The following is an 11,786-nucleotide window of genomic DNA, read 5'->3' as shown; positions in this document are numbered from 1 at the left end:
CCAAGCAGGGGGCCGGGACGGGCACGGGCGCCGGGTCCCGAGGAGCTCCCCGCTGCCGGCCGCTGGCGCCTGCTCCCGTGCGCGTCGGCCCAAAGTGTCCGAGATCGGCACAAACGGCTCCGGCGCCGCCGCCAGCGGCAGGCAGAGCGTTGGTATCATGCGGTTTCTCGATCGGCACTAGGGGCTGCCGACAGCCTTTGTGCCGAACTCGGACACCCCCGCGGGCGCCTGGGCCCACACCCACCCCACCACGTCGGCAAACCTAAGGCGCCACATAAGCTGCATCGGGCACTGTTCGCAGAACCGAAAAGATGCCACTATTATTTCATGGCTACGATCACGCTTGAAGGCAACCCGATCAACACCGTGGGAACCCTGCCCGCGGTCGGGAGCAAGGCCCCTGACTTCGAACTCGCCGGCGCGGACCTGGCTCCGGTCACCTCGGCGCAGCTCGCCGGTCGCCGCGTAGTGCTCAATATCTTCCCGTCGGTGGACACCGGCATCTGCGCCACCTCCGTGCGCCAGTTCAACCAGCTGGCCGCGGGCCTGGGGAACACGACCGTAGTGTGCGTCTCTGCCGATCTGCCCTTTGCCGCCGCCCGCTTCTGCGGCGCCGAGGGCCTGGACAATGTGATCACCGGTTCCACCTTCCGCTCCAGCTTCGGCACCGACTACGGCGTCGCCCTGGCGGACGGACCCATGGCCGGCCTCATGTCCCGCGCGGTCATCGTGCTCGACGCCGACGGCACCGTCCTGTATGCGCAGCAGGTGCCTGAGATCCGCCAGGAGCCCGACTACGACGCCGCCGTCGCCGCACTCGCATAGCGCTGCCACAGCTACCGATCTGGGCGCGTGACTTCTACCGATGTCGGCGTACGTGGCCGGGAACACCCTCGCAAGGGATGGCGACGAGCACTGCGGCCCGGTAGGCTTCACCCTCGGTGCCCGCGTGCGGGCCACCGTTCTCCATTCCGTTCCCAGCCGGTCGGCGTCCAGATGCCGGTCAGGTGACGCGGGTCTGCCGCGGCGGGAACCGACGGGCCCCGTCACGGGGCTCCGGACGCATCGCCGTCGGCCGCGCCGACGCCGGGCGGGCCGGCCCTCACCGTGGCGGTCTGCGCCGTCTCGGGGGAGCGGGCCGGCACGTGGGCAGCGATAGCCCGCAAGCACTTCAAGATGGAGAATCAGTAGTGCCCACGATTCAGCAGCTGGTCCGCAAGGGCCGCTCGACCAAGCGCGCAGCGTCCAAGACGCCGGCGCTCAAGTCCAGTCCGCAGCGCCGTGGCGTATGCACCCGCGTGTACACCACGACCCCGAAGAAGCCGAACTCCGCCCTGCGTAAGGTCGCCCGTGTGCGCCTGTCGACCGGCATCGAGGTCACGGCGTACATCCCCGGTGAGGGCCACAACCTCCAGGAGCACTCGATCGTGCTCGTCCGCGGCGGTCGTGTGAAGGACCTTCCCGGTGTCCGCTACCACATTGTGCGCGGCTCCCTCGACACCCAGGGTGTCAAGGGGCGTCAGCAGGCACGCTCCAAGTACGGCGCCAAGAAGGAGAAGAACTAATGCCCCGTAAGGGTCCCGCCCCCCGGCGCCCCCTGGCCGTCGACCCGGTCTACGGCTCACCGGTCGTCACCCAGCTCGTCAACCGCGTACTGCTCGATGGCAAGAAGGCGACCGCTGAGCGCATCGTCTACGGCGCCCTCGAGGGCGTGCGCTCCAAGACCGACCAGGATCCGGTCTCGGTGCTCAAGCGCGCCCTGGACAACATCCGCCCCTCCCTGGAGGTCCGTTCCCGCCGCGTCGGTGGTGCGACCTACCAGGTTCCGGTCGAGGTACGTCCGAACCGCGCCACCACTCTCGCGCTGCGCTGGCTCGTCGACTTCTCCCGCCAGCGGCGTGAGAACACCATGACCGAGCGGCTCATGAACGAGATCCTGGACGCCTCCAACGGCCTCGGCGCCGCCGTCAAGCGGCGCGAGGACATGCACCGAATGGCCGAGTCCAACAAGGCCTTCGCTCACTACCGCTGGTAATCATCCGCACGCCGTCCGGGCCCCGCCGGGTCCGGACGGAGCCCATCTCCCTCACCACACGAACGAAGGACATCTCTAGTGGCACTAGACGTGCTGACTGACCTCACCAAGGTCCGCAACATCGGCATCATGGCTCACATCGATGCCGGCAAGACGACCGTGACCGAGCGCATCCTGTTCTACACGGGCATCAACTACAAGATCGGCGAGACGCACGACGGCGCCTCCACGATGGACTGGATGGAGCAGGAGCAGGAGCGCGGTATCACCATCACCTCCGCGGCCACCACCTGCTTCTGGAAAGACAACCAGATCAACATCATCGACACCCCCGGCCACGTCGACTTCACGGTCGAGGTCGAGCGCTCGCTGCGCGTGCTCGACGGCGCGGTCGCCGTCTTCGACGGCAAGGAGGGCGTCGAGCCCCAGTCCGAGACGGTGTGGCGCCAGGCGGACAAGTACAACGTGCCCCGCATCTGCTACATCAACAAGATGGACAAGCTGGGCGCGGACTTCGACTTCTCCGTGCAGACGATCCGCGACCGGCTCCACGCCACCCCGATCGTCGTGAACTTCCCCATCGGTGCCGAGAACGAGTTCTCCGGCGTCGTCGACGTGCTGGAGATGCGGGCGATCCGCTTCCCCGAGAAGGACGCCGACGGCAAGGAGACCCGCGGCAGCGTCGTCGAGTACGAGGAGATCCCGGCCGAGCTCGTGGCCAAGGCCGAGCAGCTGCGGAGCGAGCTCATGGAGACGGTCGCCGAGGCCGACGACGAGCTGATGGAGAAGTACCTGGAGGGGGAGGAGCTGTCGGTCGCCGAGCTCAAGCGCGGCATCCGCAAGCTCACCATCGCCGGGCAGGCCTTCCCGGTCTTCGCCGGGTCCGCCTTCAAGAACAAGGGCATCCAGCCCGTCCTCGACGGCGTGCTCGACTACCTGCCCTCCCCGCTGGACGTGCCGGACGTCGAGGGCCACGCCCCCGGCGATGAGGAGAAGGTGCTCACCCGCAAGGCGGACGAGAGCGAGCCGTTCTCCGCGCTGGCCTTCAAGGTCGCCACGCACCCCTTCTACGGCAAGCTGGTTTACGTACGCGTGTACTCCGGCAAGGTCTCGCAGGGCGACACGGTCTTCAACGCCACCAAGGCGCGCAAGGAGCGGGTCGGCAAGCTCTTCCAGATGCACTCCAACAAGGAGAACCCGGTCGAGCAGGCCCACGCCGGACACATCTACGCGTTCATCGGGCTGAAGGACGTCACCACCGGTGACACCCTGTGCGCCCAGAGTGATCCGATCATCCTGGAGTCGATGACCTTCCCGGACCCCGTGATCCACGTGGCCATCGAGCCCAAGACCAAGGGCGACCAGGAGAAGCTGGGCGTCGCCATCCAGAAGCTCTCCGAGGAGGACCCGACCTTCACGGTCGAGCTCGACGAGGAGACCGGCCAGACCGTCATCGGCGGTATGGGCGAGCTGCACCTGGACGTGTTCGTCGACCGCATGCGGCGCGAGTTCAAGGTCGAGGCGAACGTCGGCAACCCGATGGTCGCCTACCGCGAGACCATTCGCAAGAAGGTCGACAAGGTCGAGTACACGCACAAGAAGCAGACCGGTGGCTCCGGCCAGTTCGCGAAGGTGCTCATGTCCTTCGAGCCGCTGGTGGCCGATGAGACGGACGAGGAGAGCGAGAACAAGCACTACGAGTTCGTCAACGCCATCACCGGCGGTCGCGTGCCCCGTGAGTTCATCCCCAGCGTCGACGCCGGCGTGCAGGAGGCCATGACCACCGGCGTGCTCGCCGGCTACCCCATGGTGGACGTCAAGGCGACGCTGATCGACGGCGGCTACCACGAGGTCGACTCCTCCGAGATGGCCTTCAAGATCGCCGGGTCCATGGCCTTCAAGGAGGGCGCGAAGAAGGCCAAGCCGGTTCTGCTCGAGCCGGTCATGGCCGTCGAGGTGCGCACCCCCGAGGAGTACATGGGCGACGTCATCGGCGACCTCAACTCCCGTCGCGGCATGGTTCAGTCCATGGAGGACGCGCAGGGCGTCAAGGTCATCCGGGCCTCCGTCCCGCTGTCGGAGATGTTCGGCTACGTCGGCGACCTGCGTTCCAAGACGCAGGGCCGCGCCGTGTACTCCATGGAGTTCGACTCCTACGCCGAGGTTCCCAAGAACGTCGCCGACGAGGTCATCGCCAAGGCCAAGGGCGAGTAGCCCGCAGGCCACCGGGCCCGGGGGCGTGGCGGCCGCTGCCGACTCGCTCCCGGGCCCCCAGGCCCCGGAATTGCACCCGGGGCATCCCATCCAAGTAAGATTTCCAACAATTCACCCGTAGACACTCTGGCAGTCGGTACGGCTAACATGTGCTAGTCGACTCCCGACGAAGAGAACTACCCGAGTCCCAGGAGGACACCAGTGGCCAAGGCCAAGTTCGAGCGGACCAAGCCGCACGTCAACATCGGAACGATCGGTCACGTCGACCACGGTAAGACGACGCTGACCGCCGCGATCTCCAAGGTCCTGCACGACGAGTACCCGGACCTCAACCCCTTCACCCCCTTCGACGAGATCGACAAGGCTCCCGAGGAGCGCCAGCGCGGTATCACCATCAACATCGCGCACGTCGAGTACGAGACCGCCAAGCGTCACTACGCGCACGTCGACGCCCCCGGTCACGCCGACTACATCAAGAACATGATCACCGGTGCCGCGCAGATGGACGGCGCCATCCTGGTGGTCGCCGCCACCGACGGTCCCATGGCCCAGACCCGCGAGCACGTGCTGCTCGCCCGCCAGGTCGGCGTCCCCGCCCTGCTGGTCGCCCTCAACAAGTCCGACATGGTCGACGACGAGGAGCTCCTCGAGCTGGTCGAGATGGAGGTCCGCGAGCTGCTGTCCTCCCAGGACTACGACGGCGACGAGGCTCCGGTTGTGCGCGTCTCCGCCCTCAAGGCCCTCGAGGGTGACCCCGAGTGGACCGCCAAGATCAAGGAGCTCATGGACGCGGTCGACGAGTACATCCCGACCCCCGAGCGCGACATGGACAAGCCGTTCCTCATGCCGATCGAGGACGTCTTCACCATCACCGGTCGCGGCACCGTGGTCACCGGCCGCGTCGAGCGCGGCAAGCTGCCGATCAACTCCGAGGTCGAGATCCTCGGTATCCGCGAGCCGCAGAAGACCACCGTCACCGGCATCGAGATGTTCCACAAGTCCATGGACGAGGCCTGGGCCGGTGAGAACTGCGGTCTGCTGCTGCGCGGTACCCGCCGCGAGGACGTCGAGCGCGGACAGGTCGTCTGCAAGCCCGGCTCCATCACCCCGCACACCGAGTTCGAGGGCCACGTCTACATCCTGACCAAGGACGAGGGTGGCCGCCACAACCCCTTCTACTCGAACTACCGCCCGCAGTTCTACTTCCGCACCACGGACGTCACCGGCGTCATCACGCTGCCCGAGGGCACCGAGATGGTCATGCCCGGCGACACCACCGAGATGTCGGTCGAGCTGATCCAGCCCATCGCCATGGAGGAGGGCCTCGGCTTCGCCATCCGTGAGGGTGGCCGCACCGTCGGCTCCGGCCGCGTCACCAAGATCATCAAGTGACTCGGCTCCAGCGCCCCGTGCGCTGACCTCCCGGCGGGCTCCGGCCCGCGGTGAGGCTCGCAGGAGGCCCGCCACCCGACCGGTGGCGGGCCTCCTCGCTTGTGTCTCGGCGCGTGGGGCGGTCGCCGCGAGCGCGACACGCCCGAGCGCGTGGACCGGGTGCGCGGTCTCACAGTCCCGGGGGCCCGGTTCGGCTTTCACCGGCGGGCGGGGCGCTGATAACGTAGGCCAGCCGACGGGCGCCAGCCCGCCCGGCCGCACCGGGGGCCCACCCCGGAATCCAGTCTGACGGACCCGATCGCCATCGGGCTTCCGTGTGTCCAGACCGGCTCACCAGCCCTTCACCGGGCCGAGGTGCGCGTCGCCAAGCGACACGCCCGAGCGCGTGGACCGGTCACCGAAAGCAAGAGAGGTTAGGCGCCATGGCGGGACAGAAGATCCGCATCCGGCTCAAGTCCTACGACCACGAGGTCATCGACTCCTCGGCGCGCAAGATCGTCGACGTCGTGACCCGCGCGGGCGCGACGGTCGTGGGCCCGGTGCCGCTGCCGACCGAGAAGAACGTGTTCTGCGTCATCCGGTCGCCCCACAAGTACAAGGACAGCCGCGAGCACTTCGAGATGCGCACCCACAAGCGGCTGATCGACATCGTCGACCCGACGCCGAAGGCCGTCGACTCGCTCATGCGGCTCGACCTGCCGGCCGACGTCAACATTGAGATCAAGCTCTGAGGACTGAAGCCATGACAACCAACCAGCGGTCCGCCGCGCCCACGAAGGCGCTGCTCGGCACCAAGCTCGGCATGACTCAGGTCTGGGACGAGAACGGCGTCCTGCGCCCGGTCACGGTCGTGCGCGTCGACACCAACGTCGTTACCCAGGTCCGCACCGTCGAGAACGACGGCTACGAGGCCGTCCAGCTCGCCTTCGGCGACATCGACGAGCGCAAGGTCACCAAGCCGCTCGCCGGCCACTTCGCCAAGGCCGGGGTCACTCCCCGCCGCCACGTCGCCGAGGTCCGCACCTCGCTCGCCGGAGACTTCACTCCCGGCCAGGAGTTGAACGTCGACACCTTCGAGGTCGGCCAGCTCGTCGACGTCACCGGCACCTCCAAGGGCAAGGGCTTTGCCGGCACCATGAAGCGTCACGGCTTCTCCGGCGTCGGCGCCTCCCACGGTGCCCACCGCAACCACCGCAAGCCCGGGTCCGTCGGCGCCTGCGCCACTCCGGGCCGCATCTTCAAGGGCCTGCGCATGGCCGGCCGCATGGGCCACGCCACCACGACCGTACAGAACCTGAAGGTCCGCGGTGTAGACACCGACAAGGGCGTGCTGCTCATGGGCGGCGCCATCCCTGGCCCCAAGGGCTCGGTGGTCGTCATCCGCACCGCCGTGAAGGGAGCCTGACACCATGGCCGAGACCATCACCGTCGACATCGTCGACTCCAAGGGCGCCAAGACCGGCACTGCCGAGCTCCCCGGCGAGATCTTCGACGTCGAGCCCAACATCCCCCTGATGCACCAGGTCGTCGTCGCCCAGCTGGCCGCGGCCCGCCAGGGCACGCACGCGACCAAGACCCGCGGCATGGTCCGCGGCGGTGGCCGCAAGCCCTACCGTCAGAAGGGCACCGGCCGCGCCCGTCAGGGCTCCATCCGCGCTCCGCAGTTCGCCGGCGGCGGCACCGTGCACGGCCCGCAGCCGCGCGACTACTCCCAGCGCACGCCCAAGAAGATGAAGGCCGCCGCCCTGCGCTCGGCCCTGTCGGACCGCGCCCGCAACGGCCGGATCCACGTCATCACCGAGTTCGTCACCTCCGAGAAGCCGTCCACCAAGTCGGCCCTCGCCGCCCTGCGCAACCTCACGGACCGGCCCCGGTCCCTGATCGTGGCCACCAGGGCCGACGAGCTCACCCGCCTCAGCCTGCGCAACGCCCCCGAGGCGCACGTGCTCCAGGCCGACCAGCTGAACACCTACGACGTCCTCAACTGCGACGACGTCGTCTTCACCGCCGCTGCCCTGGACGCCTTCCTCGGCAAGGGTGAGGAGGAGTCCAAGTGAGCCTCGAGAAGAGCAAGAACCCCCGCGACGTCATCGTCGCCCCGGTCGTATCCGAGAAGTCGTACACCTGCATGGACCGTGGGCAGTACACCTTCCTGGTCGACCCGGCGGCCAACAAGACCGAGATCAAGATCGCCATTGAGGCCATCTTCGGCGTCAAGGTCGGGTCGGTGAACACGATCAACCGCCGCGGCAAGACCCGCCGCACCCGCACGGGCATCGGCAAGTCGAAGGACACCAAGCGCGCGATCGTAACGCTGCGCGAGGGCACCATCGACATCTTCGGCGACGTGACGGAATGACACGGAAGGTAGAAGATCGACATGGGAATCCGTAAGTACAAGCCGACGACCCCCGGTCGTCGCGGCTCCTCCGTCGCCGACTTCAGCGAGCTGACCCGCAACCGGCCCGAGAAGTCGCTGGTGCGGCCGCTGAGCAAGTCCGGTGGGCGCAACTCCTCCGGGCGCATCACCACCCGCCACAAGGGCGGTGGCCACAAGCGCGCCTACCGGCTGATCGACTTCCGCCGGCACGACAAGGACGGCGTGCCCGCCAAGGTCGCGCACATCGAGTACGACCCCAACCGCACCGCCCGCATCGCGCTGCTGCACTACCTGGACGGCGAGAAGCGTTACATCCTCGCCCCCAACGGGCTGCGTCAGGGCGACCGCATCGAGTCCGGCCCCGGGGCCGACATCAAGCCCGGCAACTGCCTGCCGCTGCGCAACATCCCCACCGGTACCGTGGTGCACGCCGTCGAGCTGCGCCCCGGCGGCGGTGCGAAGATCGCCCGCAGCGCCGGCACCTCGGTGCAGCTGGTCGCCAAGGAGGGCAAGTACGCGCAGCTGCGCATGCCCTCCGGCGAGATCCGCAACGTGGAGGCCGCCTGCCGCGCAACCGTCGGCGAGGTCGGCAACGCCGAGCAGTCCAACATCAACTGGGGTAAGGCCGGCCGCATGCGCTGGAAGGGCGTGCGCCCGACCGTCCGCGGTGTGGTCATGAACCCCGTCGACCACCCGCACGGTGGTGGTGAGGGCCGTACCTCCGGCGGTCGCCACCCCGTCTCGCCCTGGGGCAAGCCTGAGGGCCGTACCCGCCGTCCCAACAAGTCCAGCGACCGGCTCATCGTGCGTCGTCGTCGGACCGGCAAGAAGCGCTGATAGGAGCCATCATGTCGCGAAGCCTGAAGAAGGGCCCCTTCGTCGACGACCACCTGCAGAAGAAGGTGGACGTCCAGAACGAGAAGGGCACCAAGAACGTCATCAAGACCTGGTCCCGTCGTTCGGTCATCACGCCGGACTTCATCGGGCACACGTTCGCTGTCCACGACGGCCGCAAGCACGTCCCGGTGTTCGTCACCGAGTCGATGGTGGGGCACAAGCTCGGTGAGTTCGCCCCCACCCGGACCTTCCGTGGGCACGTCAAGGACGACCGCAAGGCGCGTCGCTGACGGGCGCCGGAGAGTTTGAGAGGCTGAAGAACATGGAAGCCAAGGCGCAGGCCAAATACGTGCGCTGCACGCCGATGAAGGCACGCCGGGTCGTGGACGTCGTCCGCGGCAAGCGCGCCGTCGACGCCGTGGGCGTGCTGCGTTTCGCACCGCAGGCCGCTGCGGTGCCCGTCCGCAAGGTCATCGAGTCCGCCATCGCCAACGCCCGGTACCAGGCCGAGCGTGACGGCGAGCGCTTCGACGAGAACGACCTGTTCATCACCGAGGTGTACGCAGACGAGGGCCCGACCCTCAAGCGGTTCCGCCCGCGCGCCCAGGGGCGCGCCGGCCGGATCCTGAAGCGCACCAGTCACATCACCGTCGTCGTCGGCGACAAGGCCGACGCCCAGAAGCAGGAAGGAGCCCGGTAATGGGGCAGAAGGTCAACCCGACCGGGTTCCGCCTGGGCATCACCACGGACCACCGTTCGCGCTGGTTCGCCGACTCCACCAAGCCCGGTCAGCGCTACCGCGACTTCGTGGACGAGGACGTCAAGATCCGCCGCCTCATGGAGGACGGCATGGAGCGTGCCGGCATCTCCAAGGTCGACATCGAGCGCACCCGCGACCGGGTCCGCGTCGATCTGCACACGGCGCGCCCCGGCATTGTCATCGGCCGTCGCGGTGTCGAGGCCGAGCGGCTGCGCGGCTCGCTGGAGAAGCTGACCGGCAAGCAGGTCCAGCTCAACATCCTCGAGGTCCGCAACCCCGACCTCGACGCCCAGTTGGTCGCCCAGGGCATTGCCGAGCAGCTCGCCAGCCGCGTGTCCTTCCGCCGCGCCATGCGCCGCGGACTGCAGTCGGCCATGCGCGCCGGCGCCAAGGGCGTGCGCGTGCAGTGCTCCGGCCGTCTTGGCGGCGCCGAGATGAGCCGCAGCGAGTTCTACCGCGAGGGTCGCGTGCCGCTGCACACCCTGCGGGCGAACATCGACTACGGCTTCTACGAGGCCAGGACCACCTTCGGCCGCATCGGCGTGAAGGTGTGGATCTACAAGGGCGACATGACCGAGCGCGAGTTCGCCCGCCAGCAGGCCGAGTCCGCCCCGCGCGGCCGCGGTCGTGGCGAGCGCCGCGGTCGTCGTGGCGAGCGCGCCCCGCGCCAGAACGAGCAGCAGGCCGAGCAGGCGCCGGCCACCGAGAACGCTGCCCCTGATCAGGGAACGGAGGCCTGAGCCGTGCTCATCCCCCGCCGGACCAAGTACCGCAAGCAGCACCGTCCGCACCGTTCGGGCATGTCCAAGGGCGGCAACCAGATCGCCTTCGGTGACTACGGCATTCAGGCCCTCGAGCCGGCCTACGTCACCAACCGGCAGATCGAGGCGGCCCGTATCGCCATGACCCGCCACATCAAGCGTGGCGGCAAGGTGTGGATCAACATCTTCCCGGACCGCCCGCTGACCAAGAAGCCCGCCGAGACCCGCATGGGTTCCGGTAAGGGTGCACCGGAGTGGTGGGTCGCCAATGTCAAGCCCGGACGCGTCATGTTCGAGCTGGGCGGCGTTGACGTCGACCTCGCTCGTGAGGCCATGCGACGCGCTCAGGCCAAGCTTCCGATGAAAACCCGTTTCGTGACTCGTGAGGGTGGTGACGTCTGATGGCTATCGGATCCAAGGGGCTGACCCCCGCCGACCTCGACGCCATGGACAATGAGCGACTCGCAGAGGAGCTCTCCAAGGCCAAGGCGGAGCTGTTCAATCTCCGGTTCGCTTCCGCGACCGGGCAGCTCGAGGACCACGGCCGTCTGAAGGCCGTGCGTCGCGACATTGCCCGCATCTACACCATCGTGCGCGAGCGTGAGCTCGGTATTCGCACCGCGCCGAGCACTCAGGAGGAGGCCAAGTGAGCGAGCAGACCACTCAGAACGAGAACGTCGAGACCCAGACCGGTGCGCCCGAGCGCAACCACCGCAAGGTGCGCCGCGGCTACGTGGTCTCGGACAAGATGCAGAAGACCATCGTCGTCGAGGTCGAGGAGCGCTACAAGCACTCCCTGTACGGCAAGGTGCTGCGTCGTTCGAAGAAGTACAAGGTGCACGACGAGCACAACGACGCCCACCCCGGCGACCTCGTGCTCATCATGGAGACCCGCCCGCTGAGCGCCACCAAGCGCTGGCGGCTGGTGGAGATCATCGAGAAGGCCAAGTGACCTCTCGCCGGATCCGGCAGGTCGGCTGATCCGGTCCGCCGAAACCGAGTACGACGACGCCGCAGCCCGGGTTCGCCCGCGACTGCGGCGTCGTCGTTTGCCGTGAAGGCGGCGGATCCAGGGGGACAGCGGTGCGAAATCCCCGGCTGGACCGCCGTAGCCGTCGGTTACAGCGGTCGGTGCGCGCAAGGGGTTCGAGTAGGGATACGCGGTTGTCCCGGTTTGGGTTGTGTTGGCGGGGCGGACGGGGCGGTGTAGTACGCCGGTTCGTCGTCTAATACGCCGGTTGGCGGTTGGTTGTATGGCTGCTGGGCGTTCAATCAACTGCTAACCGGCGTACCCAACGTCGAAGTGGCGTAATAGAGGAAGCGGACTACGAGACCCGCCCGGCGCAAGTGTGCCCCGCCACCTGACAAGGGCGAGGCACCCCCGCTGACTGACATCGCGGTCCGAGG

General features: G+C 67.9%; 16 protein-coding genes. All 16 read left to right on the top strand.

The features are described 5' to 3' along the window. Positions 1-327: 327 nt before the first annotated feature. The 16 genes from tpx to rpsQ all read left to right on the top strand — a co-directional run bounded on the left by tpx (position 328) and on the right by rpsQ (position 11,331). A complete protein-coding gene (tpx, locus tag BLR49_RS03000; protein WP_092533035.1) occupies positions 328-825 on the top strand; it encodes a thiol peroxidase in 498 nt (165 codons plus the stop codon). Positions 826-1,190: 365 nt separating this feature from the next. After that, the gene (gene rpsL, locus BLR49_RS02995; RefSeq protein WP_073327562.1) at positions 1,191-1,565 is read left to right on the top strand and encodes a 30S ribosomal protein S12; all 375 of its coding nucleotides are present in this window, start codon (positions 1,191-1,193) and stop codon (positions 1,563-1,565) included. Next, the gene (gene rpsG, locus BLR49_RS02990; RefSeq protein ID WP_073327560.1) at positions 1,565-2,035 is read left to right on the top strand and encodes a 30S ribosomal protein S7; all 471 of its coding nucleotides are present in this window, start codon (positions 1,565-1,567) and stop codon (positions 2,033-2,035) included. Before rpsL ends, rpsG begins: the two co-directional genes overlap by 1 nt. A 78-nt stretch (positions 2,036-2,113) precedes the next feature. Next, a complete protein-coding gene (fusA, locus tag BLR49_RS02985; protein ID WP_092533032.1) occupies positions 2,114-4,249 on the top strand; it encodes an elongation factor G in 2,136 nt (711 codons plus the stop codon). A gap of 201 nt (positions 4,250-4,450) precedes the next feature. After that, a complete protein-coding gene (gene tuf / locus BLR49_RS02980) occupies positions 4,451-5,641 on the top strand; it encodes an elongation factor Tu (RefSeq protein WP_092533030.1) in 1,191 nt (396 codons plus the stop codon). Between the two features lie 422 nt (positions 5,642-6,063). Further along, positions 6,064-6,372 carry a 30S ribosomal protein S10 gene (gene rpsJ, locus BLR49_RS02975; protein WP_003786051.1) on the top strand — a complete coding sequence of 103 codons (309 nt, stop codon included), beginning with the start codon at positions 6,064-6,066 and terminating at the stop codon, positions 6,370-6,372. Between the two features lie 11 nt (positions 6,373-6,383). Further along, positions 6,384-7,046 (top strand): 50S ribosomal protein L3, encoded by a 663-nt coding sequence (gene rplC, locus BLR49_RS02970; RefSeq protein WP_092533027.1) that lies wholly within the window; start codon positions 6,384-6,386, stop codon positions 7,044-7,046. Between the two features lie 4 nt (positions 7,047-7,050). Then, complete coding sequence (rplD, locus tag BLR49_RS02965) at positions 7,051-7,698, top strand: 50S ribosomal protein L4 (RefSeq protein WP_092533024.1); 648 nt, start codon at positions 7,051-7,053, stop codon at positions 7,696-7,698. Next, complete coding sequence (gene rplW / locus BLR49_RS02960; protein WP_092533022.1) at positions 7,695-8,000, top strand: 50S ribosomal protein L23; 306 nt, start codon at positions 7,695-7,697, stop codon at positions 7,998-8,000. The genes rplD and rplW overlap by 4 nt, the downstream gene beginning before the upstream one ends. 21 nt (positions 8,001-8,021) lie before the next feature. Further along, positions 8,022-8,858, top strand: coding sequence for a 50S ribosomal protein L2 (gene rplB, locus BLR49_RS02955; protein WP_092533019.1), 837 nt, complete (start codon positions 8,022-8,024; stop codon positions 8,856-8,858). An 11-nt stretch (positions 8,859-8,869) separates the two neighbouring features. After that, positions 8,870-9,148: a 30S ribosomal protein S19 gene (gene rpsS, locus BLR49_RS02950; protein ID WP_092533016.1), complete on the top strand. Its 279-nt coding sequence runs from the start codon at positions 8,870-8,872 to the stop codon at positions 9,146-9,148. 32 nt (positions 9,149-9,180) lie between these two features. Next, positions 9,181-9,558 carry a 50S ribosomal protein L22 gene (gene rplV, locus BLR49_RS02945; protein WP_092533013.1) on the top strand — a complete coding sequence of 126 codons (378 nt, stop codon included), beginning with the start codon at positions 9,181-9,183 and terminating at the stop codon, positions 9,556-9,558. Further along, positions 9,558-10,358 (top strand): 30S ribosomal protein S3, encoded by an 801-nt coding sequence (gene rpsC / locus BLR49_RS02940; RefSeq protein ID WP_092533010.1) that lies wholly within the window; start codon positions 9,558-9,560, stop codon positions 10,356-10,358. The genes rplV and rpsC overlap by 1 nt, the downstream gene beginning before the upstream one ends. Positions 10,359-10,361: 3 nt before the next feature. Next, a complete protein-coding gene (rplP, locus tag BLR49_RS02935) occupies positions 10,362-10,781 on the top strand; it encodes a 50S ribosomal protein L16 (RefSeq protein WP_092533007.1) in 420 nt (139 codons plus the stop codon). Further along, the gene (gene rpmC / locus BLR49_RS02930) at positions 10,781-11,029 is read left to right on the top strand and encodes a 50S ribosomal protein L29 (RefSeq protein ID WP_092533004.1); all 249 of its coding nucleotides are present in this window, start codon (positions 10,781-10,783) and stop codon (positions 11,027-11,029) included. Before rplP ends, rpmC begins: the two co-directional genes overlap by 1 nt. Beyond that, on the top strand, positions 11,026-11,331 hold the full coding sequence (gene rpsQ, locus BLR49_RS02925) for a 30S ribosomal protein S17 (protein WP_092533000.1): 306 nt from the start codon (positions 11,026-11,028) through the stop codon (positions 11,329-11,331). The genes rpmC and rpsQ overlap by 4 nt, the downstream gene beginning before the upstream one ends. Positions 11,332-11,786 lie beyond the last annotated feature (455 nt).

It is taken from the genome of Actinomyces ruminicola (genome assembly GCF_900103885.1).
In the GTDB taxonomy this organism is placed as follows: Bacteria; Actinomycetota; Actinomycetes; order Actinomycetales; family Actinomycetaceae; genus Actinomyces; species Actinomyces ruminicola.
Note: the sequence above shows the minus strand (reverse complement) of the source record. Positions and strands in the feature narration are given on the sequence as shown.